Genomic DNA, 23224 nt, shown 5'->3' with positions numbered 1-23224 from the left:
CGTCACCCCGGGGGATAGGGCTGGGCCTTACCTTGGGATGTATGTGGGCGCGTTTAGGGTTGTTGCTTCTTGGGGCGCTCCTTGGGGGGTGTGCGATCGTCATCACCCCCCTTCCCCCGGAGATCCGGAACCTCTGGAGCCAGGACCGCTACTGCACCTATAGGACCACCCGGGTGGACTTCGGCTTTGACTTCTCGGGGTTGATAGACCGCCTCGAGGTCTACCTCCTGGCCGAGGGCCAGCACCCTTGGGAGGCCCGCCCAGGGCAGAAGGTGGCGGACCTCAACACCTTTATCCTTGGCGAGGGCCGGGTCACGGGGTACGTGGACGTGACCCCTTCCCAGACCCAGCAGTCCCTAAGCCCTCAGGGCATCATCGTGGAGCCCGTGGACAACAAGGTGCTTTGGGTAAGGGGGTTCCACGGGGGCGCAGCCTCGGACTACGTGCGAAGCTCCGTGGTCATGGTCCCCGACAGCTCCTCGGGATGCGACCCCTACGAGACGGCGCCCTAGTAGCCTAAAGGCATGGTGGCCTCCCCCAAGGCTCTGTTGGACGAGCTCAAGCGCCTCTTCGGCCCGAGGGTTCTCCTTGCCCGCCCCGAGAAGGCGGTTTACCGCTACGACGCCATCCTGGTGGGCGAGGAGCCCTTGGCGGTGGTCCTGCCCGAGACCCGGGAGGAGGTCCAGGCCTTGGTGCGCCTTTCCCGAAATTTCGGCGTTCCCCTGGTCCCCCGGGGGGCGGGAAGCGGCCTGAGCGGGGGCTCGGTGCCCTTGGAGGAGGCCATCGCCGTGGCCTTCACCCGCATGACCCGCCTCGAGGTGGACCCCCGCACCCAGACCGCCTGGGCCGAGCCCGGGGTGACCACCGCCCGGATTTCCGAGGCGGCGAGGCCCTTCGGCCTCTTCTACCCTCCAGACCCCGCCTCCTACCGCACCAGCACCCTGGGGGGGAACCTGGGGGAAAACGCCGGGGGGCCCCTTTGCTTTAAGTACGGGGTCACGGGGGACTACCTCTTGGAGCTGGAGTGGGTGGACGCCTTTGGGGAGGTCCACCGCTTAGACCGCAAGGCCTACGACCTCCCCGGGCTTCTGGTGGGCTCCGAGGGGACCTTGGGCCTCATCACCGGGGCCAGGGTGAGGCTCCTCCCCTTTCCCAAGCACCGGGCCACCCTCATGGCCCTCTTTCCTCAGGTGGAGGCTTTGGCGGAGGCGGTCTCCCGGGCCATCGCCTTGGGGGCGGTCCCGGCCAGGCTGGAGTTTCTGGACGCTTCTTGCGTGGACGCCGTGGAGGACTACCTCCATATGGGCCTTCCCCGGGGGCACGCCCTCCTCCTCGCCGAGACGGACGGGGACGACCCCGAGCTGGTGCAGGAGGAGCTCGCCCTTCTGGAGGAGACCGCCTTGGCTCTAGGGGGAAAGGTGCGGCGGGCCCGGGACGAGGGGGAGGCGGAGGCCCTCTGGCGGGCCCGGCGGGCGGTGAGCCCCGCCTTGGGCCGGATCCGCCCCAAGCGGGTGAACGAGGACATCGCCGTGCCCCGCTCGGCCCTGCCCCAGGTGGTGCGGGAGATTGAGGCCCTGGGAAAGGCCTTCGGCCTCGTGGTGGTCCAGTTCGGCCACATCGGGGACGGGAACCTCCACCCCAACATCCTCTTTGACCCCAGGAGGGAGAGCGAGGAGAAGGTCTGGGAGCTCGCCCACGAGATCGTCCGGGTGGCCCTAAGGCACGGGGGGGTGCTTTCCGGGGAGCACGGCATCGGCTTCATGAAGCGGAAGTTCATGGGGGAGGCGGTGGACCCCGAGACCCTGGGGGCCCTCGAGGCGGTCAAGGAGGCCCTGGACCCTTGGGGGCTTCTGAACCCGGGGAAGGTCCTGCCCTAGGGTTAGCTTTCACAGCTTTTACACACCCCTCGGTAAAAATGCCTCCATGGACCGCTGGGCGAGGGGATTGTACGCGCTGGCCTGGCTTGGTCTTCCCTTGGGCGTCGGCCTTCGGCTCCTTTTTTCCCCGCCCCAGGGGCCTTGGGTTTGGGCCGCCTACGGGGTTTTCGCCCTCCTCTTCCTCCTGGCCTTGCGCCAGGGGCCGAGGCGGGCCCCCAAGCTTCTGGTCCACGCCCTTGGGGCCTACCTCCTCTTTGAGGTTGGGAGGGCCGGGGAAGACTGGCCCGTGGTGGGGTTCTGGTCTTCCGCCCTCTACCTCCTCGCCGCCTTCGCCTACCCCTGGCCCCGGTCCTTGGCGGTGGGGGGGTTTTGGGCCTCGCTCCTGGCCCTGGGGCCGGTGCTTCTGGGGAAACCCTTGGGGTTTTTCTACGGGTACTTCGCCCTAAGCCAGCCCGTGCTCCTCGCCCTCACCCTCCTCCTCGCCCGCTTCCGGGAGTTTTACGGCCAGGTGCGCTTCTGGCGGGAGCAGGCCCTCACCTGCTCCCTCACCGGGCTTCCCAACCGCAGGGCCCTGGAGATGGCCTTGGAGCGGGAGGCAGCCCGGGTGGAGCGGGGCGGGGAGCCCTTAAGCCTGGTCCTCTTGGACCTGGACGACTTCAAGAAGATAAACGACGAGAAGGGCCACCCCGAGGGGGACCGCCTCTTAAGGGAGGTGGGGCGCTACCTTATCGCCCACGTGCGCCAGCAGGACCTGGTGGGCCGGTGGGGGGGCGAGGAGTTCGCCATCCTCCTCCCCAGGACCTCCGGGGCGCAGGCGACGCACCTGGCGGAAAGGCTCCGGGAGGGGCTAAAGGCCCTGGGGATCACGGCGAGCTTTGGGGTGGCCACCTACCGGGGGGACCTTCAGGACCTCTACCGCCGGGCGGATGAGGCCCTTTACCGGGCCAAGGCGGGGGGCAAGGACCGGGTGGCCCGCGCCACGGAGGAGCTAGGGTAGCCGGTAGCCCGCTTCCCTTAGCACCGCCTTAGCCGTTTCCCGCTCCTCCCGGGTGGCGAAGGAAAGCCTTAGGGCCCCCGCCGTCTCCCGGATGGTGAGGACCTCTATGTCCTTGATGTTCACCCCGGCCTCCCCCAGGGCGGTGGCGATCCGGGCGATCTCCCCGGGGCGGTCCGGCACCTGGACCACGAGATCGTGCATCTCGGGGAGGAGGCTTCGGCGCACGATGGGGAGGCTATCCCGGGTGCGCTTGGCCTCCTCGGCGGCCTTTAGGAGGGCCTCGGGGTTTTCCAGGAGGCCTTCTAGCTCCAGGAGGACCTCCCTTAGCTCCTCTATGGCCCCTTTTAGGGCCTCCTTGTTTTCCACCACCATGTCCCGGCTCATCCTGGGGGAGCCGGAGGCCACCCGGGTGAGGTCGCGGAAGCCCCCGGCGGCCAGGAACATGAGGAGGTCCTTGTGGGGGCTATGGGCCACCAGGCGGTTTAGGGCCACGGCCAGGAGGTAGGGGAGGTGGGAGATGCGGGCCACCAGCTCGTCGTGGAGGAGGGGGGGGACCTCGAGGGGATAAGCCCCCAGGGCCTCCACCAGCCTGGGGATCCCTTCCTTGGCCTTGGGGCTCGTCCTCTCCGTGGGGGTTAGCACCCAGACGGCGTTTTGCAAAAGCCCGGCGTGGGCGTTTTCCACCCCCGCCCGCTCGCTTCCCGCCATGGGGTGCCCCCCCAGGTAGTGGGGGAGGAGGCCTTCTAGGGCGGCCACCACCTTGGCCTTAACGCTTCCCACGTCGGTCCAGAGGCTTTGGGGATGGGCCCAAGGGGCAAGGGCCTTCCCGAGCTCCGGTAAGGCCCCCACGGGGGCCGCGAGGATCCCCAGGGAAAGCTCCCCCACCCAGGGGCCTAGCTCGGTGTGCACCCGGTCCGCCACGCCGAGAAAAAGGGCCTTTTCCAGGGCCAGGGGGTCTTGGTCGTAGGCGTGGACCTCCTCGGCCAGGAAGCGCTCCTTGAGGCACAAGGCCACGCTTCCCCCTAGAAGGCCCACCCCGAAGATCCCTACCTTGCCGAAAAGGGGCTTCATCCTAAGACGGGGGCGGCGAGGTGCTTGCCCAAGGCGGCTGCCAGGCGGCGCACCTTCTCCATGAGCTCGGCGAACTCCTCCTCGTGGAGCTGCTGGGCGGCGTCGGAGAGGGCCTTTTCCGGCTCGGGGTGGGTTTCCACGATGAGGCCGTCCGCCCCCGCGGCAAGCCCCGCCAAAGCCAAGGGGATGACCCAGTCCCTTTTGCCCGCCGGGTGGGAGGGGTCTATCCAGACGGGGAGGTGGGTCCAGCTTTTTAGGACGGGCACGGCGGCCACGTCCAGGGTGAAGCGGGTGGCCTTCTCAAAGGTGCGGATCCCCCGCTCCACCAGGATCACCCGCATGTTGCCCCGGGAGAGGATGTACTCGGCGCTCATGAGGAACTCTTCCAGGGTCATGCTCATCCCCCGCTTGAGGAGGACGGGCTTCCCCGCCTCCCCCACCGCCTGGAGGAGGGGGAAGTTCTGGGCGTTGCGGGCCCCGATCTGGAGGACGTCGGCGTACTGGGCCACGAGCTCCACCTGGTCCGGGGAGAGGACCTCGGTGACGATGGGAAGGCCCGTCTCCCTCTTGGCCTCGGCCAGGATCTTCAGGCCCTCCACCCCAAGCCCCTGGAAGGCGTAGGGGCTCGTCCTGGGCTTGAAGGCCCCGCCCCGGAGCATGTGGCCCCCGTGGGCCTTCACGTAGCGGGCGGCCTTAAGGGTCTGCTCCAAGGACTCCACCCCGCAAGGCCCCGCCGCCACCATCACGTGGCCGCCCCCCGTCTTGCCCGTGGGGAACTCCAAGACGGTGGGGAAGGGCTGGACCTCGAGGCTCGCCAGCTTCCAGGGCTTGGAGATGGGGATGACCTCGGCCACCCCGGGAAGCGCCCGGAAGTGCTCCATGAGTTCCGGGGTGGGCCCCCGGCCGATGGCCCCCACCAGGGTGGTCTCCACCCCTCGGGAGACGTGGGGCCGGTAGCCCACCTTCTCAATCTCCCGGATGACCTCCTCTAGCTCCGCCTCCGTGTGGCCCCGCTTCATCACGATCAGCATGGCTTCCCTCCCAAAAACCTCGGGCGCCCCCTTTTTGGGGGCGCCCTTTTTGCGGTACGGGCCTACGCAGACCGCAGGGCGCCCCCGGCGGGATAATAAAAGCCGAAGTAGCGCCCTAGGGTCCGCATAGTTGGGTTAGAGTCTAAGGGGAAGGGGGGCTTCCGTCAAGACCTCCGCCAAGGCCCCGGTGGGGTCCCGAAAGGCCCCGGGGGCCACGCCGGGAGGGGCGAGGAGGGTGTAGCCCAAAAGCCCCGTGGCCCCTTCCTCCGCCTTGCGCCTCCCCGCCCAGGTGTTCGCCCCCACGTGGTGGTGGTAGCGATCCCAGGCGAAGAAGAGGGCCCCGGGGTAGGTGCGCAAGGTGACCTCCATGCCAAGCCTCCCGGCGAAGAAGGCCTCCGCCGCCGCCAGGTCCTCCACGTGGAGGTGGAGGTGGCCGAGGAGGGTTTCGGGGGGAAGGGGGGCGGGCCTAGGGTTTTCCCGAAGGAGCTTCTCCAGGTCCAGGGGTGCCGTGAACATCAGGGGCCCTTTGGGCCATTCCCCCTGGGGGCGGTCTCGGTAGAGCTCGAGGCCGTTTCCCTCGGGGTCGCGGAAGTAAAGGGCCTCCGAGACCCCGTGGTCCGCCGCCCCCTCAAAGTGGGCCCCCGCCTCCAGAAGCCTGCGGAAGACCCCGGCCAGGGCCTCACGGTTCGGCAGGAGAAGGGCGAAGTGGTAGAGCCCCACCGAGGGGTAGGGCCTTAGGGGGGCCTGAGGGTCGTGGATTAGGTCTAGGAAAAATCCCTTCCCCTCCGGGAAAAGCCGGTAGCGGGGTGGGTCCGCCTCCACCTTTAGGCCCAGGAGGTCCCGGTAGAAGAAAAGGGCGGCCCCGAGCTCCTTCACCCTAAGGCTTAGGCCGAGGAGCCGCCGGGGAAAGGCCATTACTGGGCCACCGCCTCCTTCACCGCCTGGGTGTCCACGCTGAAGCGGACCTCCTCCCCCACGAGAAGCCCCCCGGCCTCCAGGGGCATGTTCCAGGTGAGGCCGAAGTCCTTCCGGTTCAGCTTCCCCTCAAAGTGGGCGGCGATGCGCTCGTTCCCCCAGGGGTCCTTGGCGGGGCCATAGGTCTCCACCTCAAAGGAAAGGGGCCGGGTCACGCCCCGGATGGTCACCTCCCCTTCCACCCGGTAGCGGCCCTCCCCCAGGGGGGTGATCTTCTCGCTCTTGAACACGATCTCCGGGTGGTTGGCCACGTCCAGGAAGTCGGGGGAGCGCAGGTGGTTGTCCCGGTCGGCCACGCCGGTGTGGATGCTGGCCGCGTCCAGCCGGGCCTCCACCCGGATAGGCTTCCCGGTCTCGTCGGTTTCCACATAGCCTTCCTTGAGGTTGATCGTCCCCTTCACCGTGGCGATCATCATGTGGCGCACGGCGAACTCCACACTGGTGTGGGTCGGGTCCAGCTTCCAACGCACGGCGCACCTCCTTTGGGCCAGAGGCCCAGGGGGCATGATAACCAAAGCGCTATAAAAAGTCAAGCGCTATCCAGGGTAATAGACCGGCCGGAAGGGGAGGCCCAAGGCCTCGGCGAAGGCCTGGAGGCCCAGGCGGTCGGGCTCCTCCAGGTGGTAGCGGAAGTTCCAGAGGTAGTGCTGGAGGAGGGCTGGGTGGACGCCAAGCCTTTGGGCCTCGGCCTCGGCCACCTCCCTAAGCCGTCCCAGGCCCTCCCGTCGGGCTTCCCTAAGGGCTTGCACCAGGGGCTTGGGGGGTGGGTTTTCCCGCCTATAGGCCCAGACGGCGAAGACGAAGGGGAGGCGGGTCCTTTGAAACCACAAGGTGGAGAGGTCCGCCACCTCTACCTCCCCGAAGCGGGTGGGGAGGGTGTGGGGCGTTTCGGGGACTTTTGGGAGAAGGGCGGCGTAGGCCCTGATGGCCCGGTCGCCGATGAGGAGAACGCCGTCGTAAGCGGAAAGGAGCTCCAGCTCTCCCTCGGCCCGCTCGTAGGTGGGTTCCAACCCCCTTTCCTTTAGGAGGAGCTTTAGGAGGGCCACGCTGGTGGCGCTTTCCGTGGTGAGGGCGATGCGCTTTAGGTCCTCTAACCGCCCCTTGTGGAAGAGGTTCACCGAGTAGACCCTCCCCAGAACCGCCACGGAGAAGTCGGGAAGGAGCCCCAGGGCCTCCTGGTGCTTGAGGTAAAAGTAGCTGGACACCAGGGAAAGCCCCACCTCTCCCGATAGGAGAAGGCGGTTGAGCTCGGCGGGGACGGCGTAGCGCACCTGGAAGCCCTCGGGTTTAAGGAAGTGGTGGAGGGGGGAGACGTTGGCGTAGCGGGGAAGGCCGAGGACGTAGCCCATCTAGGCCTCCACCCGGTCCCAGATGCGGATCTCCCGGTAGAGGGCGTCCCGCTCCACGGGAAGGCGCCCCGCCTTGAGGATGATCCGGGCCAGCTCCCGCTTGGTGAGGCCCTGGGGGGTGGGGCTTCCCGCCATGTGGACGATCCTTTCCTCAATGAGGGTCCCGTCTATGTCCGTCACCCCCCAGTCCAGGGAAACCTGGGCGAGCTCGGGGGTCAGGGTGGCCCAGTACCCCTTGATGTGGGGGATGTTGTCCAGGTAAAGCCGGGCCACCGCCAGGTTCCTAAGGTCGTCCAGCCCCGTGGTGAACTCCCTTTTGCCCAGTTCCCGGGCGAGCTGGTTCCCGTCGGGCTGGAAGGCCAGGGGGATGAAGCTCATGAACCCCCCGGTCTCGTCCTGGAGGCGGCGCAGGCGGTCCATGTGGTCCAGGCGCTCCTCGAGGGTCTCTATGTGCCCGTAGAGCATGGTGGCGTTGGTGGGGATCCCGAGCTCGTGGGCGATGCGGTGGATCTCCAGCCACCCTTCCGCCGAGACCTTGGCCCGGGCGATCTTTTTACGCACCCGCTCGGCGAAGATCTCCGCCCCGCCCCCGGGCATGGCGTCCAGGCCCGCTTCCTTTAGCGCCTGCAGCACCTCCCGGTAGGGCAGGCGGGCGATCTTGGAGAAGTGGTGGATCTCCGCCGCCGTCCAGGCCTTCACCTGGACCCCGGGGAAGTTCTCCTTGAGGGCCCGCACCAGGTCCAGGTAGTAGGAGAAGGGCCTTTTGGGGTGGTGCCCGGCGGTGAGGTGGATCTCCGTGAGGCCCGGCTGGTAGCGCTCCTTCACCCAGGCCACCACCTCCTCCACGTCAAAGTCCCAGGCCCCTTCCTCCCCGAAGCGCCTTTGGAAGGCGCAGAAGGTGCACCCCACGTAGCAGATGTTGGTCTGGGAGACGCGGATGGAGTGGACGAAGTAGGTCTTGTGCCCGTGCTTTCTCTCCCGCACCCGGTTGGCGAGGCGCATGAGGGTGGGGAGGTCCTGGGTCTCGTAGAGGACGAGGCCGTCCTCAAAGGAAAGCCTTTCCCCCGCCTCCACCTTCTCGGCGATGGGGATAAGCCTTGGGTCCCGGATCCCCTTCACAAGGGGGAGTCTACTCCCCGCCTAGGCGCCTGACCAGGGCCTCCACCTCTTTTTGCCGCCCGCCCACGCTCCTTTCGGGGAGGAGGTTTCGCAGGTAGCGGTCGGTGAGGAGGAGGTCCACGTAGGGGTAGACCGTGGCCGCCATGACCGCGTCCAGGAGGTCCGAGGGGCGGGGCTTGCGGGTGAGGTCGCTTTGCATCCGGGCGAGGAGGTGGGCCAAAAGGCGGGTGAAGGGGACCTCCTTAAGCCCCGTGCGCCCTTGGATCTCCCGGATAGCCCTTTCCCGGGCTTCCGGGTAGGGAAGCCCCCGGAGCTTTTCGGGAAGCCCCAGGAAAGGGGAGAGGTCGGCCGGGGTCTCCCAGTCCCCTCCCCGCCAGAGGAGGTCCTCCCGGTAGAGGCCCCGCCCCTGCCGCCAGGCCACCTCCTGCCAGGGGCGGACCCAGTACCCTTCCGAGAGGGCGGCGAAGACCTCCTTGAGGGCGGGGAGGAGGTAGCCCGCCTTCTCCTCGGGGCCCCTTTGGGGGTAAAGGGTCTCCAGGACGTGGAAGGGGCTTGGCGGGGCGAGGGCTTTACCCTTTAGGGCCTGGAAGAGCTTGCCGAAGGCCTCGTGCCCCCTTTGCCCTAGGAGGTGCTTGGCCATGCGGCTTGCGTGGTTTTGGTCCAGGTAGACCAGCACCCTCTAGGGCACGTAGGGGGCGGAGGGGGGGGTCGCCGTGGAGGCGCGTTCTATGAGGAGGGGCTCAAAGCGCACCTCCCGGGGCGGGCCCTTGTACCCCTCCATCCGCTCCAAAAGGAGCTGGGCCGCCCGGGCCCCCATGGCCTCCACGGGCTGGGCGATGGTGGAAAGCCCCACCTCCTCGGCGAAAGGGTGGCCGTCAAATCCTAAAACCCGCACCTCCTTCCCCGGGGTGAGGCCCAGGCGCTCCGCCTCCTCCAAGACCCCTAAGGCCACCTGGTCCGCCCCGGCGAAGACGTTCAAGGGGGGCGAGGCCTTCTCCAGGAAGTACCGCAGGGCAAGTCTTCCTCCCTCCGGGGAAAGCCGGGTGACGAAAAGGTGCTCCTTGGGGAAGGGGCGCCCCTGGGCCGCCAGGGCCTCGAGGAAGCCCGCCATCCTTTCGCTGAAGACCGTGTGGCGGAAGGCCTTGTCGGGCTCCTCCTCCACCTTGATGGCGAAGATGGCCCCCGGGAAGCGGGCCAGGTACTCCCCGGCAAGCCGCCCTCCCAGGTGGTTGTCCAGGTAGACGGAGTCGTAGCGGGGGCTTTTGGCGTCCACCAGGACCACGGGCCGGTCGGTGGGGAGGCGCCCCCCCTCAAAGTGCTCCGTGAGGTCGTAGGAGGCGAGGATGAGCCCGTCGGTGAGGTAGGCTAAGGTGGTGCTTTCCAGGTAGCGCTTAAGCCGCGCCTGGGAGAGGATGGGGAAGAGGGCTAGGTCGTAGCGCTTTTCCAAAAGCACCCCCTCCACCCCTTCAATGAGCCTTCGGTAGAACTCCGTGGCCACGAAGGGGAGGAGGACGCTCACCGTGTAGCTCCGCCCCCCGGCGATCCGGCGGGCGTGGGGGTTGGGGGTGTAGCCCAGCTCCTCAATGGCCCGGAGCACCCGGACCCGGGTCTCGGGGCGCACCGCCGGGTGGTTGTTCAGGACCCGGCTCACCGTGCCCAGGCCCACCCCGGCCCGGGCGGCGACCTCGTGGATGGTGGGTTTCTTCCTCTTCATGGCTTGTGGAAGCGCTTCATGGAAACTTCCATTCTCAGGATACGCCACCCGGGGGGTTTTCTGCAAGAATGGGGGCGTGGCCTACCTGGTCCTGGCCTACCTCCTGGGCTCCTTGGTGGGAGGACTTCTCTTTTTCCCCGAGGTTCAGAAGAAAGACCTCCCCGGGGGCTCCGGGGTCTTCCGCCGCAAGGGGCCCTGGGCCGCCTTGGCGGTGGTCCTTTGGGACGTGGGGAAGGGGGCCCTTGCCGCCTGGCTCACCCCCTGGGCCTTGCGGCCTTGGGCGGGGGTGGCGGTGGTGGCGGGGCACTGCTGGCCCCTTTTTTTTCGCTTCCGGGGGGGTGGGGGCATCGCCCCTTCCCTAGGGTTTTTCCTGGTGTGGCTCCCTAGGGAAACCCTTCTGGCAAGCGCCCTGGCCCTCTTGGTGGCGGGGCTATACCACCTCCTTTGGTGGCGGAGGCGGGGGGGGATCTACCCCATTCCCTTCGGGGCGGTCTTCGGCTACCTCTACCTCCTCCTCGCCGCCCCTCCGGAGGGGCAGCTTGGGGCCTTGGGGGTGGCGGGGGTGGTGGCCTTGCGGGGCCTGCAAATTCTAAGGGGAAGGTGGTAGCCTTTAGGGCATGAAGATCCTGCGGTTTAACCAGGGAAGCTGGGGCGTTTTGGAGGGAGAGGTGGTCCTGGAGACGGACGGCCCCGGGGGCAACCCCACGGGGAGGCGCTACGATCTCGCCTCGGTGCGCCTTTTGGCCCCCGCCGTGCCCAGCAAGATCGTCTGCGTGGGGCGGAACTACCGGGAGCACATCCGGGAGATGGGGCACGACTTCGGCCAAGACCTGCCCCAGGAGCCCGGGCTTTTCCTGAAGGCCCCCAACGCCTTGGCCCACCCGGGCAACCCCATGGACCCTTGGAACACGGGGGATGCGGTGCCCTACCCCTTCTTCACCCAGGAGCTCCACTACGAGGGGGAGCTGGCCGTGGTCATCGGCGACCGGATGCGGAACGTTCCCCCCGAGAAGGCCTTGGACCACGTCCTGGGCTACACCGTGGCCGTGGACATCACCGCCCGGGACGTCCAGAAGAAGGACCTGCAGTGGACCCGGGCCAAGAGCGCCGACAAGTTCCTGCCCCTGGGCCCCTGGCTGGAGACGGACCTGAACCCCCAGGACACCTGGGTGCGCACCTACGTGAACGGGGAGCTCCGCCAGGAGGGGCACACCTCCCAGATGATCTTCAGCGTGGCGGAGATCCTCTCCTATATCTCCACCTTCATGACCCTCGAGCCTTTGGACGTGGTCCTCACCGGAACCCCGGAAGGGGTGGGGGCCTTGAAGCCCGGGGACCGGATTGAGGTGGCGGTGGAGGGCATCGGCACCCTCCACACCCGCATCGGCCCCAAGGAGGAGAGGCCGTGGTAAAGGTTTTGGACCTCCGCTTCCAGGGGGCCCCCCGGGTCATCGCCAGCTTCCTCCTCAAGACGGAGGCGGGGCCCATCCTCATTGAGACGGGGCCGGAAAGCTGCTACCCCCGCCTGGTGGAGGCCTTGGGGGAAGAGGGGGTGGCCCCCGAGGAGGTGCGCCACGTCTTCGTCACCCACATCCACCTGGACCACGCGGGGGCCGCCTGGCGCTTCGCCGAGCTTGGGGCCACGGTCTACGTCCACCCCAAGGGGGCGCCCCACCTGGTGGACCCCTCGAGGCTTTTGGCCTCGGCGGAGCGCATCTACGGGAACCTCCTCAAGCCCCTCTGGGGAGAGCTTAAGGGGATCCCCCAGGAGCGGGTCCGGGCCCTGGCGGACGGGGAGACGGTGACGGTGGGGGGGGTGCGGGTCCAGGCGGTGGAGACCCTGGGCCACGCCATCCACCACCACGCCTACCGGGTGGAGGGCCTCCTCTTCACCGGGGACGTCGCCGGGGTGCGCATCGCCCCGGGGCCCGTCCTGCCCCCCACGCCCCCGCCCGACATCCACCTGGAAAGCTGGTACCTCTCCTTGGACCGGATCCGCGCCTTGGCCCCGGAGGCCCTCTACCTCACCCACTTCGGGGCCTTCGGGGACGTGGAGGACCACCTAAGGGCCTTGCGGGAGGCCCTCGAGGCCTGGGCGGGCTGGACCCTAAGCCGCCTCAAGGAGGGCCTTTCCCTCGAGGAGATGACCCGGCGGTTTGAAGCCTACTGGCGGGAAGGCCTCCTTAGGGCGGGGGTGGGGGAGGAGGTCTTGCGCCTTTACGAGCTTGCCGACCCTCCCTACATGAACCTCCAGGGCCTTGTCCGCTACTGGCAGAAGCACCACCCCGAGGCGCTGGAGGGCTAGATGGCCTGGCCTTTTCCCTTGGGCCGGAGGGCCCGCCTGGCGGTCCTGGCCTCGGGGCGGGGGACGAACCTGGAGGCCCTCCTCCAGGCCTTCCCCCCGGGAAACCCCTTGGGGGAGGTGGTCCTGGTCCTCTCCGACAACCCCGAGGCCCTGGCCCTGGAGCGGGCCAGGCGGCGGGGCGTGGAGGCTTTCGCCCTCCCCTGGCGGGGGCGGAAGGCCTTTGAGGGGGAGGCCTTGGGCCTCCTTCGGGCCCGAGGGGTGGACGCCGTCCTCCTGGCGGGGTTCATGCGCCTCCTCTCCCCCTCCTTTGTGGAGGCCTGGTACGGCCGCCTCCTCAACATCCACCCCTCCCTCCTCCCCGACTACCCGGGGCTAAACGTCCACCAGAGGGTCCTGGCGGCGGGGGAGAAGGAGACAGGCTCCACCGTCCACTTCGTGGACCAGGGGATGGACACGGGGCCTATCCTCCTCCAGGGGCGGGTGCCCGTCCTCCCCGGGGACACCCCGGAGGCCCTCGAGGCCCGGGTCCTCCGCCTGGAGCACCGCCTCTACCCCAAGGCGGTCCGCCTTCTCCTCCTGGGCCTCGCCCGCCCCCCCGAGGCCTTCGGGCCCCTGGCGGAACCCCTAAGGGCCCTCCCCCCCCGGGAAAGGCCCCTCTACGCCCGGGCCCTAAGCGCCCTGGCCCTTTGGGGCAAGGAGGCCCTCTGGCCCAAGGCCTTTTCCGAGCCCCAGGACCCCTGGGTGCGGGGGGCCTTACTCCTCGCCCACCTCCTCGCCTGCCCCCACCCGGCCCTAAGGGAGGAGCTTTCCACCTTGCCCGAGGGGGTGCGGGAGGCGGCCTTGGGGCTTTGGACCCGGGTAGAATCCCCCTTATGAAGGTCTTGGTGGTGGGGAGCGGGGGGCGGGAGCACGCCCTCCTCTGGAAGGCGGCGCAAAGCCCCCTGGTGGAAAGGCTCTACGCCGCCCCCGGCAACGCCGGCATGGCGGCCCTGGCGGAGCTCGTCCCCTGGAACGGGGACGTGGAGGCCCTGGCGGACTGGGCCCTGGCCGAGGGGATTGACCTCACCCTGGTGGGGCCGGAAGCCCCCCTGGTGGAGGGGATCGCCGACGCCTTCTTGGAAAGGGGGCTAAGGATCTTCGGTCCCACCCAGAGGGCGGCCATGATTGAGGGCTCCAAGGCCTTCGCCAAGGGCCTCATGGAGCGCCACGGCATCCCCACGGCCCGCTACCGGGCCTTCCAGGACCCCCTTCTGGCCCTGGAGTACCTGGAGGAGGTGGGGGTGCCCGTGGTGGTCAAGGACTCGGGGCTCGCCGCCGGCAAGGGGGTGACGGTGGCCTTTGACCTGCACCAGGCCAAGCAGGCGGTGGCCAACATCCTGAACCGGGCCGAGGGGGGGGAGGTGGTCATAGAGGAGTACCTGGAAGGGGAGGAGGCCACGGTCCTCGCCCTCACCGATGGGGAGACCATCCTCCCCCTCCTCCCCTCCCAGGACCACAAGCGCCTTCTGGACGGGGACCAGGGCCCCATGACCGGGGGGATGGGGGCCATCGCCCCCTACCCCATGGACGCGGCCACCCTAAGGCGGGTGGAGGAGGAGATCCTAAAGCCCCTGGTCCGGGGCCTAAGGGCGGAAGGGGTGGTCTACCGGGGGGTGGTCTACGCCGGGCTCATGCTTACCCGGGAAGGCCCCAAGGTCCTGGAGTTCAACGCCCGCTTCGGCGACCCCGAGGCCCAGGCCATCCTTCCCCTTCTGGAAAACGACCTGGTGGACCTGGCCCTAAGGGTGGCCGAGGGAAGGCTTGCGGGGACGGAGCTTTCCTGGAAGGAGGGGGCTTCGGCCTGCGTGGTCCTGGCCGCCCCCGGCTACCCCGAAAGCCCCAAAAAGGGGATCCCCCTCCACATCCCCGAGCCCCCGGAAGGGGTTCTGGTCTTCCACGCGGGGACCCGGCGGGAAGGGGGGCACCTGGTGAGCGCCGGGGGCAGGGTCCTCAACGTGGTGGGCCTGGGGAAGGACCTGAAGGAGGCCCTGGAGCGGGCCTACGCCTTCATCCCGCAGGTGGGCTTCCCCGGGGCGGTCTACCGGAAGGACATCGGCAGGAAGGCCCTCAGTAGCTAAGCCGGGCCAGGGGGAGTTCTTGGCAGGCCTTGAGCACCTCCCCCAGGGTGCGGTACCCCTTTTGCCGGAGGAGGGGGAGCATCCGGGCGAAGACCTCGGCGGTCATGAGGGCGTCCCCTAAGGCGGTGTGCCGCCCCAGGATGGGCACGCCGAAGCGCTCCGCCAGGGTCTCCAGGCGGTGGTCCTTGAGGTCGGGGAAGAGGAGGTGGGCGAGGAGGAGGGTGTCCACCAAGGGGGCGGCCTCGAGGCCCGCCCTTCGCAAGAAGGCGAGGTCAAAGGCCCCGTTGTGGGCCAGGGGCACGGTGTCCGCCAGGAAGGCCCGGAAGGCGGGGAGGATTTCTTCCAGGCGGGGCTTTCCCTTGAGCATCTCCCAGGTGAGGCCGTGGACCTCCGTGGCGGCCTTGGGGATGGGGCGGCCGGGGTCCACCAGGGCCTCAAAGGTCTCGTGGTGCAAGACCTTCCCCCCCAGGAGGTGGACCGCTCCTAAGGCGATGATGGCGTCCTTGGCCGGGTCTAGGCCCGTGGTTTCCAGGTCAAAGGCGGTGTAGAGGAGCCCTTCCAGGGGGGCTTCCTCCAGGGCCTCGGGGACCTGGAGGAGGGCGGGGTCCACCATCTCCGCCCTGGGCGGGGGGGCCTGGGGGGCCCGGAGCCGGGCGGCCTTCCTGGCGGGGAGGAGGAGAAGAAGCCGCCTTCCCTCCACCCAGAGGCTCCCCGAGGCGCTTTCCACCGCCTGGACCAGGTCCTTGGGCGGGGAGGGCGCGGGTCCGGGCAGCTCCACAACCAGGCGGAAGAGCCCTCCTTCCGCCTCGGCCCGGAAGAAGGCCTCCTCCGTCTCGGAAAGGAGGGCGGCCAGGCCCCGGGCCAGGGCGTAGGTGTCCGCCCGGACGAGAAGCCCCCGGGCCTCCTCTTCCAGGGCGAACCCGGGGGAGACCCCGGCCTCCCGCTCCAAGGCCCCGGCCAGGAGGGAAAGGAGGTCCTCCGCCACCACCTCCGCCGCCCTGGGTTCGGGGGCCAGGGTTTGGACGAGGTCGGCAAGCTCCTTGGCGGTGGTCTGGGCGGTCTTTGCCAGGGGCTTTAAGGGTTCCGGGACCTCCCTTTCCAGGGTCTCCACCAAGGCCTTCAGGCCCGAGAGCTTGTCCTTTAGGCGGAAGTAGAGGGCCTCCTTGGCCTTGCCCCCCTCTTGGGCCTCCTCCAGGAGGACCACAAACCCCCCCTCCCCTTCCAAGGGCACCACCCGGAGGGCCAGGGGGCCTTTAGGGCCTTGGGTCAGGAAGCGCTCCCCGGGAAGCCCCAGGGCGTGGGCCAGAAGCCCCCGGTCCAAAAGGCCAAAGAGGCTTTTCCCCGCCCCCAGGCCCTCCCCCAAAAGCCGCCGCGCCGGAGGGTTGTAGAGGAGAACCTGGCCTTTGGGGTTGGCCAGCACCACCCCTTGGGGCAGGTGGCCGATGAGGGCGGAAAGCTTCCGCCTTTCCTCCTCCAGGAGGGCCTTGGCCTGGGCGATGCGGGCCTCCACCTCCTTTTCCAAGGCCTCCTTCTCCTCCGCTAAGCGGTTGATGAGTTCCGCCAGGGACTGGAGCTCTAAGGGCCCACGGGGCCTCAGGCGGTGGCGGGGGTGGCTAAGGAGGACCTGGGCCTCCTGCCCCAAGGCCCGGGTGGCCGCCAGGTAGCCCAGGAAGAGGGGATGGAGGAGGGCGGCGAGGACCAAAAGGAAGAGCGCCCCCACGAAAAGGAGGAGGGGGAGCTTTTCCTGGGCGAGCCGGAGGAGGGCTTGGGCCAGTTCCCGTTCCCCTTGGAGGAGGAGGAAAAGCCCCAGGGCCCAGGTGCCCCCCACCAGCAGGGCCCCCAGGAGGAGGGCCCCGGCGAAGCGAAAGGCCTCCCTCATCCTTTCCCCAGGAGGGCCCGGATCTCCTCGAGGAGCTCCCGGGTGCCGAAGGGCTTGGCCACGAAGGCCTCGGCCCCCAAGGCCTCCGCCTTGGCCCGGTCCGCTTCCCGGCCCCTTGCGGTGAGGACCAGGACCTTGGGGGGGCGGGGAAGGGCTTTGAGCTTTTCCAGGACGGCAAAACCATCTATCCCCGGGAGCATCAGGTCCAGGACCACCAGGTCAAAGGGTTGCTCCTGGGCCGCCTCCAGGGCCTCTTCCCCTGTCTGGGCCAGGGCCACCTCATGCCCCTCCTTCCTCAGGAGGAACTCCAGGGGAACCAGGATGCTTTCCTCGTCGTCCACCACCAGGATCCGCATCGTCCACCTCCAAGGGCAGGGTAAAGGCGAAGCGGCCGCCTGGGCCTTCTTCCAGGAAGATGCGCCCGCCTAGGGCCTCGAGGATCCGCCGCGCCAGGTAGAGCCCAAGCCCGGTGCCGCCCGAAAGGCTCCGGAAGGGCTCAAAGATCAGGGGGCGGAGGGCATCGGGGACCCCGGGACCGTCGTCTTCCACCCGGAAGAGGGCCTCTTTGCCCGCGGGGGTGAGGGTGAGGCGCACCCGGGTGCGGGCGTGGCGAAGGGCGTTTTGCAGCAGGTTGAGGAGGACCTGTTTGAGGCGGTCGCCGTGGGTTCGGGCCCACACCTCTTCCAGGTGCGCTTCCAGTCTAATCTCCCGGGCCTCGGCCAGGGGCCGGACCAGGTCCAGGGCCTCCTGGGCCAGGGCCTTCAGGTTCACCGCCTCCCTTAAGGGGGCTTGGGCCTCGAGGGCGGCGAAGGCCAGGACCTCCTCCACCAGGCGGGCGAGCCTCTGAGCCTCCTTGGCCAAAAGAGCCGCGAAGCGCTCCCGCTCCTCGGGGGAAAGCCCGGGGTTGTCCCGGAGGATCTCCGCCAAGGCCCGGACCGCCGTGAGGGGGATCTTGAACTCGTGGGCCAGGGCGGCCAGCATCTCGTCCTTGGCCTGGTCCAGGGCCTTGAGGCGCTCGTAGGCCTCGGCGAGCTCCCGCCGGGCCCGTTCCAGGGCCTCGGCGTAGGCCCGGACCTCCCGGCTCTCCCGGGCCGCCGCCTCGAGGAGGGCCTCCGGCGGGGGCTCCCGGGTGGCGGCGTGGAGGAGGAGGCAGGCGGTGGCGGGCCCCACCGCCGCCGAGAGGAGGCCCTCGGCCAGGAGGGTGGCCTCCTGGGGGGGAAGGTCCTTGGCCCTTTCCAGGAAGGTCCTTTGGGCCTCCTCCCCCAGGGCCCGGCCCAAGACCTCGGCCAGGGCTTCCTTCTCCCCGAGCCGGTGGGGGGCCTGGGGCGCCGGGTTTAGGAAGAGGGAAACCCCTAGGGTCAGGGCCAGGTTGACCCCAAGGCTCGCCAGAAAGCCGTGGGTCACGGGGTCCAGGCCCTCCACCCCCAGAAGCCCCTCGGGCCTTAGGAGGGGGTGGGGACCCTGGAGGAAGCCCTCGGGCAGGACCCCGGAGCGGGCCAGGGCCGGGAGGAAGAGGGTGTAGAGCCAGACCAGGGCCCCCCCCAGAAGCCCCGCCAGGGCCCCTTCCCGGGTGGTCCCCTTCCAGAAAAGGCCCAGAAGGACCGCCGGGGCCAGCTGGGCCACGGCCACGAAGGAGATGAGGCCCATCCCCACCAGGGCGTAGGCCTCTCCCGCCAGGCGGAAGTAGAGGTAGGCGAGGAGCATCACCCCCAGGATGGCCACCCGCCGCCAGAGGAGGAGGCTTCCTAGGGCCTGAAAGCGGAGGAGGAGGGGGGAGAGGAGGTGGTTGGAGATCAGGATGGAAAGGGCGAGCCCTTCCACCACCACCATGGCCGTGGCCGCCGAGACCCCGCCCAAAAAGGCCAAGAAGGCGAGCCCGGGGCTTCCCAGGGCTAGGGGAAGGCCCAGGACGTAGAGGTCGGGGTTCTCCCCGGGGAGGAGGATCCGGCCCCAAAGGGCCAGGGGCACCGTGGGCAGGGTGATGAGGAGGAGGTAGAGGGGAAAGGCCCAGGCGGCGTGGGGGAGGTGGCGGGGGTCTTGGTTCTCCACCACGCTCACGTGGAACTGCCGGGGCAGGAGGAGGAAGGCCAGGCCCGAGAGGGCCACCAGGCTCACCCAGGCCACGTGGCCGGTAAGCCCCTCCGGGGGGAGGAGGAGGGGGTGGAGTTCCGGGCGGCTTGGGGCCTCGAGGAAAGGATTCCCCAGCCGGGAAAGGGCGTACCCTCCCACCAGGAGAAGGGCCAGGAGCTTCACCGAGGACTCAAAGGCCACCGCCAGCACCAGCCCCGGGTGCCTCTCCGAGGGGTCCAGGCGCCGGGTGCCGAAGAGGATGGCGAAGAAGCCCAAAAGGAGGGCGGTGAAGAGGGCCACATCCGCCAGGGGCTCCTTCTTTTCGCTTAGGTAGAGGAAGCTTTGGGCGATGGCCTTGAGCTGCAGGGCCAGGTAGGGGAGGAGGCCCACCACCAAAAACCCCACGGCCAGGGGGGCTAGGGGGCCTGGCCCGTAGCGCAGGAAGAGGTAGTCGGCCCAGGAGGTGAGGCGGTGGGTCCGGGCTAAGGCGAGGATCCGGCCGTGGAGCCAGGGCCAAAGGAGGAGGACCAGGGTGGGGCCCAGGTAGATGGGCAGGAAGGTGGCCCCCTCGGTGGCCGCCCGGCCCACGCTTCCCAAAAAGGTCCAGGCGGTGGCGTAGACGGCCAGGGAGAGGGCGTAGGTCCAGGGGCTATGGGCCAGGGCCTTCCCCCGGCCCTCCCCGAAAAGGGCCACCAGGAAGAGGAGGCCTAGGTAGAGGAGGAGTCCCAGGAAGAGTGCCCAAGGGTTCATGGCCTTCGCCCCAGGCGGTGGGCCAGGAGGATCACCAGCCCCCAGGCCCCGTAGAGGTAGAGGTAAAGGGGGGGAAACCCCCAGGCCACGGGCTCCTTTGGGAACAGGTCCAAGGGAAGGGTGAAGAGGCCAAACCCAAGGAGGAAGAGGGAAAAGGCGCGGGCCTTCATCGCAGGGAGAACCGGACGGCCGTGCTCTCCTGGATCTCCTGGAGGAGCCTAAACCCCTCCAGGGCCTCCTTCCTTTCCCTAGGGGAGAGGGCGGCCCAGAGGACGCGGTTTTCCACGGGGCGGCCCTCCTCCAGGGCCTGGAGCTGGTGGCGGAGGCGGAGGGCGAAGAAGAAGCGGAAGGCGGCCTCGAGGCCCTCGGCCCCTTCCCGGCTCAAAGCCCCTCCTTCCGCCGCCGCCCTAAGCCTTTCCACCGTTCCCTTGGCGAGGCTACCCACCTGGAGGGCGTAAAGCCGGGCCAGGGCCACGATGGGGGCTAGGGCCGAGCGCTTGAGGTCCACGAAGCCTTCCTCCGTGCGCACCCGGCCGAAGAGGCCCAAGGGGGGCCGGAAGGCCAGGGCCGCCTGGGCCAGGTGGTAGAGGAACACCCCCTTCCGGCTTCCTTCCAGGAAGGTCTCCTCCAGGGGCCTTAGGGAGAGGGCCCCCGCCACGCCCCTCAGGTCAAAGAAGATCTGGGTCTCCAGGAGGGCCTTGGGCTCGGGGGCCTCCATCCACCTGCGGAAGGTGGCCACCCACTCGGGGAGGCTCTTGCGCCAGCGGGTGGCCATGTACCCCCCCTTGCACGCGGGAATGCCCGCTTCCAAAAGCCCCCCCACCACCCGCTCCGCCAGGGCTTGGAAGTAGCCCTCCTCTCCTTCCTTCTCCAGGACCAGGGCGTTGTCCTGGTCGGTGAGGAGGGCCTGCTCCTTCCGCCCTTCCGAGCCGAAGACCATGAAGGCGTAGGGCGCAGGGGGCTTTCCCAAGGCGGCCTCCGCCTCCTTCACCAGGCGGCGGATTAGGGCGTCGTTCAAGGAGGCCACCACCCTGCCGATCTCCAGCCCCCCAAGGCCCCTTTGGAAGAGGCCTTCCACCAGACGGGCCACCTCGAGGCTATACCGGGAAAGCTCCAGCCGTTCTATGCGCCTTAGGAGAAGAAGGGGGCTTTGCGCCTGGTGGAGGAGGAGGTCGGTGTGGGTCACCACCCCCACGATCCTTTCCCCTTCCGTGAGGGGCAGGTGGTGGATGCCCCGTTCCACCATGGCCGCCACCGCCTCGTAAAGGGGGGTGCTGGCGGGAAGGGTGAAGAGGGGGGCGGTCATCACCTCCGCCACCGGGGTGGAGGGGGGGCGGTTCTCCGCCAGGACCCGGTTCCTCAGGTCCCGGTCGGTGAGGATGCCCGGGGGCTCCGAGGCCACCAGGAGGCTGGAGACCCCCGCCTCCCGCATCCTCCGGGCCGCTTCCGCCGCGCTGGCGGAAGGGGGGATGAAAAGAGGTTCGCGCCGGATGAGCCTTCCCACCGGGGCGAAAAGGGAGAGGTCGGGCAAGGCCCTAAGCCTCACCCGCTCCGCCAGGCCTTGGCCGAAGAACCGGGCCGCCTCGGGGTAGGCCAAAAGCTTTCGGAAGGCCTCCTCGGGAAAGCGGAGGATCCTTACCGGCGTCTTGGCCACCACGCTGAAGGCGGGGGGCTCCCCGGAAAGGAGGGAAGGGTACCCGAAGAACTCCCCGGGGCCCAAGACCCCCACCTCCTGTTCCCCGTCCAGGAGGGCCACCTCCCCCTCCAGGACCAGGTGGAGGGCCCGGGCGGGTTCCCCCCCCTGCTCCAGGAAGCGGGTGCCCGGGGGGTGGCGCTCCTCTTTCGCCTCCCCCAAGAGGGCTTCCCGTTCAGCCTCGGGGAGGGTGTTCAGGGGGGGCACTTCTTTGGGGTCCATAGTCCGGGGTGAGCCAGGCGAGGAGGGGCACCAGGAAGGGGAGGGCTACCTGGGCCTGGAAGAGGACGAGGAGGCCGATGCCCAACATGAAGGCGGGAGGGAGGAGGACGAAAAGCCGCACCACCCGGCCAAGCCCGGGTGGGGGCAGGGGCCAGAGGCGGTGGTAAAGGGCCCCAAGCCCCACCCCCACCCCCGCCCCCAGGGCCAGGTGGAGGAGGGTGGTGGGGGTGGGGAAGGGGAAGCCCAAAAGGTAGTGGCCGAGGAGGTAGAAGGCAAAGAGGGCGGAGAGGCTTCCCAGGTAAAACCTAAGGTAAAGGAGGAGCATGGCTTCAGTTTAGGGCCCCATCCCGGGAAGCCGGGATGGGACCTTTCCCCAGGGCTTAGTGCTCCAGGGCCGCCCCGCTTCCCTTGGGCACGCGGATTTCGTCCACCAGTTTTTGGACCTCCGCAGGGGGAGGGGGAGTGGCCCGGGAGACCAGGTAGGCCACCAGGAAGTTGAGGAGCATGCCGATGGCCCCGATGCCCTCGGCGGTGATCCCGAAGATGAAGTTGGGCCAGCCCAGGTACTTGGTGCCGATGATGTAGGTGGCGGTGAAGACGAGGCCCACCAGCATCCCGGCCACCGCCCCTTGCATGTTCATCCGCCGGTCAAAGATGCCCAGGAGGATGGAGGGGAAGAAGGTGCTGGCGGCGAGGCCGAAGGCGAAGGCCACCAACTGGGCGATGAAGGCGGGCGGGTTGATGCCAAAAGGCGCCGCCAGGACCACCACCAGGAAGATGACCACCCGGGCGATGAGGAGCTTGGTGGCCTCGGAGGCCCCCGGGTTGATGAGCCGGGTGTAGAGGTCGTGGCTGATGGCGCTGGCGATGACGATGAGAAGCCCCGCCGCCGTGGAAAGGGCCGCCGCCAGGCCTCCCGCGGCCACCAGGCCCACGATGAAGGGGGCCAGCTTGGCCACCTCGGGGGTGGAGAGGACGATGATGTCCTGGTCTATGGTGACCTCGTTGACCTCGGGGTTCCCGCTCATCTGCAGGATCCCGTCGCCGTTCTTGTCCTGGAATTTCAGGAGGCCCGTCTGTTCCCACTTCTGCACCCAGTCAATCTGGCGCACCTCCTCCAGGGGCTTGTTGACCAGGGTGTTGAGGAGGTTGTACTTGGAGAAGACGGCCACGGCGGGGGCGGTGGTGTAGAGGAGGCCGATGAAGAGCAGGGCCCAGCCCGCGCTCCAGCGGGCGTCGGAGGCCTTGGGCACCGTGTAGAAGCGGATGATCACGTGGGGCAGGCCCGCCGTCCCCACCATCAGGGTCAGGGTGATGAGGAAGACGTTGAGGGCGGAAAGGTTCTGGAAGGGGGCCACGTACTCCTTGTAGCCAAGCTCCACCTGGAGCTGGCTCAGCCGCACGGCGAAGTCGCTGAAGGTGAAGGCGAGCTGGGGGATGGGGTTGCCGGTGAGGAGGTTGGCGAGGGCGATCCCCATGATGAGGTAGGCGGTGATGAGCACCACGTACTGGACCACCTGGGTCCAGGTGATCCCCTTCATGCCCCCCAGCACGGCGATGAAGGCGGTGACCAAGACCGCCGCCCAGATCCCCGTGGCCACGTCCACCCCCAGGTAGCGGGAGAGCACGATGCCCACACCCCGGATCTGGGGCACGGCGTAGACGAAGGAGACGAAGATGGCGGCGATCACCGCCACCACCCGCGCCAGGTTGGAGTAGTACCGGTCCCCGATGAACTCGGGCACCGTGTACTTCCCGTACTTCCGGAGGTAGGGGGCGAGGAGGAGGGCGAGGAGCACATACCCCCCCGTCCAGCCCATGAGGTAGACCGCCCCGTCAAAGCCCAGGAAGCTGATGAGGCCCGCCATGGAGATGTAGCTCGCCCCCGACATCCAGTCGGCGGCGGTGGCGGCCCCGTTGGCCACGGGGGGGACCCCACGCCCGGCCACGTAAAACCCGGCGGTTTCCCGCACCCGGGCCCAGTAGCCGATGCCCAGGTAGAGGGCGAAGCTTAGGATGACGATGGCCCAGGTCCAAGCCTCAACGCTCATGGTT

General features: G+C 68.7%; 23 protein-coding genes. 8 read left to right on the top strand and 15 right to left on the bottom strand.

Translation table 11 applies throughout. The features are described 5' to 3' along the window. The first annotated feature begins 41 nt into the window (after nt 1-41). Genes IEX93_RS03930 through IEX93_RS03920 form a run of 3 tightly spaced genes read left to right on the top strand, consistent with a single transcriptional unit; the run spans nt 42 to nt 2874 of the window. Nucleotides 42-512 (top strand): hypothetical protein, encoded by a 471-nt coding sequence (locus IEX93_RS03930; RefSeq protein WP_188846701.1) that lies wholly within the window; start codon nt 42-44, stop codon nt 510-512. Nucleotides 513-524: 12 nt separating this feature from the next. Further along, nucleotides 525-1877: an FAD-binding oxidoreductase gene (locus IEX93_RS03925; protein WP_188846699.1), complete on the top strand. Its 1353-nt coding sequence runs from the start codon at nt 525-527 to the stop codon at nt 1875-1877. A gap of 46 nt (nt 1878-1923) precedes the next feature. Next, entirely contained in the window at nt 1924-2874 is a 951-nt protein-coding gene (locus IEX93_RS03920; RefSeq protein ID WP_188846696.1) for a GGDEF domain-containing protein, read from the top strand. Here IEX93_RS03920 and IEX93_RS03915 read toward each other — a convergent pair. The 8 genes from IEX93_RS03915 to IEX93_RS03880 form a co-directional block, all read right to left on the bottom strand. Beyond that, the gene (locus IEX93_RS03915) at nt 2866-3945 is read right to left on the bottom strand and encodes a prephenate dehydrogenase/arogenate dehydrogenase family protein (RefSeq protein ID WP_188846694.1); all 1080 of its coding nucleotides are present in this window, start codon (nt 3943-3945) and stop codon (nt 2866-2868) included. The genes IEX93_RS03920 and IEX93_RS03915 overlap by 9 nt on opposite strands. Continuing rightward, a complete protein-coding gene (gene aroF / locus IEX93_RS03910; protein ID WP_188846692.1) occupies nt 3942-4976 on the bottom strand; it encodes a 3-deoxy-7-phosphoheptulonate synthase in 1035 nt (344 codons plus the stop codon). Before aroF ends, IEX93_RS03915 begins: the two co-directional genes overlap by 4 nt. A gap of 135 nt (nt 4977-5111) precedes the next feature. Further along, nucleotides 5112-5891 carry a VOC family protein gene (locus IEX93_RS03905; protein ID WP_188846690.1) on the bottom strand — a complete coding sequence of 260 codons (780 nt, stop codon included), beginning with the start codon at nt 5889-5891 and terminating at the stop codon, nt 5112-5114. Continuing rightward, a complete protein-coding gene (locus IEX93_RS03900; RefSeq protein ID WP_188846688.1) occupies nt 5891-6421 on the bottom strand; it encodes a YceI family protein in 531 nt (176 codons plus the stop codon). The genes IEX93_RS03905 and IEX93_RS03900 overlap by 1 nt, the downstream gene beginning before the upstream one ends. 66 nt (nt 6422-6487) lie before the next feature. After that, the gene (locus IEX93_RS03895) at nt 6488-7300 is read right to left on the bottom strand and encodes a menaquinone biosynthetic enzyme MqnA/MqnD family protein (protein WP_188846686.1); all 813 of its coding nucleotides are present in this window, start codon (nt 7298-7300) and stop codon (nt 6488-6490) included. Continuing rightward, complete coding sequence (gene mqnE, locus IEX93_RS03890) at nt 7301-8419, bottom strand: aminofutalosine synthase MqnE (protein ID WP_188846684.1); 1119 nt, start codon at nt 8417-8419, stop codon at nt 7301-7303. It abuts the gene before it with no gap. A 10-nt stretch (nt 8420-8429) separates the two neighbouring features. Next, nucleotides 8430-9095 (bottom strand): hypothetical protein, encoded by a 666-nt coding sequence (locus IEX93_RS03885; RefSeq protein WP_188846682.1) that lies wholly within the window; start codon nt 9093-9095, stop codon nt 8430-8432. A gap of 3 nt (nt 9096-9098) precedes the next feature. Next, nucleotides 9099-10133, bottom strand: a complete 1035-nt coding sequence (locus IEX93_RS03880; RefSeq protein WP_188846680.1) for a substrate-binding domain-containing protein — start codon at nt 10131-10133, stop codon at nt 9099-9101. A gap of 76 nt (nt 10134-10209) precedes the next feature. On the opposite strand from IEX93_RS03880, the gene IEX93_RS03875 reads away from it, so the two are divergent. The 5 genes from IEX93_RS03875 to purD are packed head-to-tail and all read left to right on the top strand — an operon-like array spanning nt 10210 to nt 14555. Beyond that, nucleotides 10210-10740: a glycerol-3-phosphate acyltransferase gene (locus tag IEX93_RS03875; RefSeq protein ID WP_188846678.1), complete on the top strand. Its 531-nt coding sequence runs from the start codon at nt 10210-10212 to the stop codon at nt 10738-10740. Nucleotides 10741-10750: 10 nt separating this feature from the next. Continuing rightward, on the top strand, nt 10751-11545 hold the full coding sequence (locus IEX93_RS03870; RefSeq protein WP_188846676.1) for a fumarylacetoacetate hydrolase family protein: 795 nt from the start codon (nt 10751-10753) through the stop codon (nt 11543-11545). Continuing rightward, the gene (locus IEX93_RS03865; protein WP_188846674.1) at nt 11539-12438 is read left to right on the top strand and encodes an MBL fold metallo-hydrolase; all 900 of its coding nucleotides are present in this window, start codon (nt 11539-11541) and stop codon (nt 12436-12438) included. The genes IEX93_RS03870 and IEX93_RS03865 overlap by 7 nt, the downstream gene beginning before the upstream one ends. Continuing rightward, a complete protein-coding gene (gene purN, locus IEX93_RS03860) occupies nt 12439-13314 on the top strand; it encodes a phosphoribosylglycinamide formyltransferase (RefSeq protein WP_188846672.1) in 876 nt (291 codons plus the stop codon). It abuts the gene before it with no gap. Beyond that, the gene (purD, locus tag IEX93_RS03855; protein WP_188846670.1) at nt 13311-14555 is read left to right on the top strand and encodes a phosphoribosylamine--glycine ligase; all 1245 of its coding nucleotides are present in this window, start codon (nt 13311-13313) and stop codon (nt 14553-14555) included. Before purN ends, purD begins: the two co-directional genes overlap by 4 nt. Here the strand turns inward: purD and IEX93_RS03850 are convergent. Genes IEX93_RS03850 through IEX93_RS03820 form a run of 7 tightly spaced genes read right to left on the bottom strand, consistent with a single transcriptional unit; the run spans nt 14545 to nt 23220 of the window. Beyond that, nucleotides 14545-16434: a 3'-5' exonuclease gene (locus IEX93_RS03850; protein ID WP_188846668.1), complete on the bottom strand. Its 1890-nt coding sequence runs from the start codon at nt 16432-16434 to the stop codon at nt 14545-14547. The genes purD and IEX93_RS03850 overlap by 11 nt on opposite strands. Continuing rightward, complete coding sequence (locus tag IEX93_RS03845) at nt 16431-16790, bottom strand: response regulator transcription factor (protein ID WP_188846666.1); 360 nt, start codon at nt 16788-16790, stop codon at nt 16431-16433. The genes IEX93_RS03850 and IEX93_RS03845 overlap by 4 nt, the downstream gene beginning before the upstream one ends. After that, nucleotides 16714-19254, bottom strand: coding sequence for an ATP-binding protein (locus IEX93_RS03840; RefSeq protein WP_188846664.1), 2541 nt, complete (start codon nt 19252-19254; stop codon nt 16714-16716). The genes IEX93_RS03845 and IEX93_RS03840 overlap by 77 nt, the downstream gene beginning before the upstream one ends. Then, complete coding sequence (locus tag IEX93_RS03835; RefSeq protein ID WP_188846663.1) at nt 19251-19424, bottom strand: hypothetical protein; 174 nt, start codon at nt 19422-19424, stop codon at nt 19251-19253. The genes IEX93_RS03840 and IEX93_RS03835 overlap by 4 nt, the downstream gene beginning before the upstream one ends. Continuing rightward, nucleotides 19421-21169 carry a DUF294 nucleotidyltransferase-like domain-containing protein gene (locus IEX93_RS03830; RefSeq protein WP_188846661.1) on the bottom strand — a complete coding sequence of 583 codons (1749 nt, stop codon included), beginning with the start codon at nt 21167-21169 and terminating at the stop codon, nt 19421-19423. The genes IEX93_RS03835 and IEX93_RS03830 overlap by 4 nt, the downstream gene beginning before the upstream one ends. Beyond that, nucleotides 21123-21494 (bottom strand): hypothetical protein, encoded by a 372-nt coding sequence (locus IEX93_RS03825; protein WP_188846652.1) that lies wholly within the window; start codon nt 21492-21494, stop codon nt 21123-21125. The genes IEX93_RS03830 and IEX93_RS03825 overlap by 47 nt, the downstream gene beginning before the upstream one ends. 55 nt (nt 21495-21549) lie before the next feature. Continuing rightward, entirely contained in the window at nt 21550-23220 is a 1671-nt protein-coding gene (locus tag IEX93_RS03820; protein ID WP_188846650.1) for a sodium:solute symporter family protein, read from the bottom strand. Between the last annotated feature and the right edge of the window lie 4 nt (nt 23221-23224).

This window comes from Thermus composti (assembly GCF_014647535.1).
GTDB classification, from domain to species: domain Bacteria; phylum Deinococcota; class Deinococci; order Deinococcales; family Thermaceae; genus Thermus; species Thermus composti.
This window is presented reverse-complemented; position numbering and strand designations above follow the sequence as displayed.

Coding starts and splice junctions, on each gene's coding strand:
- IEX93_RS03930 (WP_188846701.1), top strand. CDS start 42: ATGTGGGCGCGTTTAGGGTTGTTGCTTCTTGGGGCGCTCCTTGGGGGG.
- IEX93_RS03925 (WP_188846699.1), top strand. CDS start 525: ATGGTGGCCTCCCCCAAGGCTCTGTTGGACGAGCTCAAGCGCCTCTTC.
- IEX93_RS03920 (WP_188846696.1), top strand. CDS start 1,924: ATGGACCGCTGGGCGAGGGGATTGTACGCGCTGGCCTGGCTTGGTCTT.
- IEX93_RS03915 (WP_188846694.1), bottom strand. CDS start 3,945: ATGAAGCCCCTTTTCGGCAAGGTAGGGATCTTCGGGGTGGGCCTTCTA.
- aroF (WP_188846692.1), bottom strand. CDS start 4,976: ATGCTGATCGTGATGAAGCGGGGCCACACGGAGGCGGAGCTAGAGGAG.
- IEX93_RS03905 (WP_188846690.1), bottom strand. CDS start 5,891: ATGGCCTTTCCCCGGCGGCTCCTCGGCCTAAGCCTTAGGGTGAAGGAG.
- IEX93_RS03895 (WP_188846686.1), bottom strand. CDS start 7,300: ATGGGCTACGTCCTCGGCCTTCCCCGCTACGCCAACGTCTCCCCCCTC.
- IEX93_RS03880 (WP_188846680.1), bottom strand. CDS start 10,133: ATGAAGAGGAAGAAACCCACCATCCACGAGGTCGCCGCCCGGGCCGGG.
- IEX93_RS03870 (WP_188846676.1), top strand. CDS start 10,751: ATGAAGATCCTGCGGTTTAACCAGGGAAGCTGGGGCGTTTTGGAGGGA.
- purN (WP_188846672.1), top strand. CDS start 12,439: ATGGCCTGGCCTTTTCCCTTGGGCCGGAGGGCCCGCCTGGCGGTCCTG.
- purD (WP_188846670.1), top strand. CDS start 13,311: ATGAAGGTCTTGGTGGTGGGGAGCGGGGGGCGGGAGCACGCCCTCCTC.
- IEX93_RS03850 (WP_188846668.1), bottom strand. CDS start 16,434: ATGAGGGAGGCCTTTCGCTTCGCCGGGGCCCTCCTCCTGGGGGCCCTG.
- IEX93_RS03845 (WP_188846666.1), bottom strand. CDS start 16,790: ATGCGGATCCTGGTGGTGGACGACGAGGAAAGCATCCTGGTTCCCCTG.
- IEX93_RS03840 (WP_188846664.1), bottom strand. CDS start 19,254: ATGAACCCTTGGGCACTCTTCCTGGGACTCCTCCTCTACCTAGGCCTC.
- IEX93_RS03835 (WP_188846663.1), bottom strand. CDS start 19,424: ATGAAGGCCCGCGCCTTTTCCCTCTTCCTCCTTGGGTTTGGCCTCTTC.
- IEX93_RS03830 (WP_188846661.1), bottom strand. CDS start 21,169: ATGGACCCCAAAGAAGTGCCCCCCCTGAACACCCTCCCCGAGGCTGAA.
- IEX93_RS03825 (WP_188846652.1), bottom strand. CDS start 21,494: ATGCTCCTCCTTTACCTTAGGTTTTACCTGGGAAGCCTCTCCGCCCTC.
- IEX93_RS03820 (WP_188846650.1), bottom strand. CDS start 23,220: ATGAGCGTTGAGGCTTGGACCTGGGCCATCGTCATCCTAAGCTTCGCC.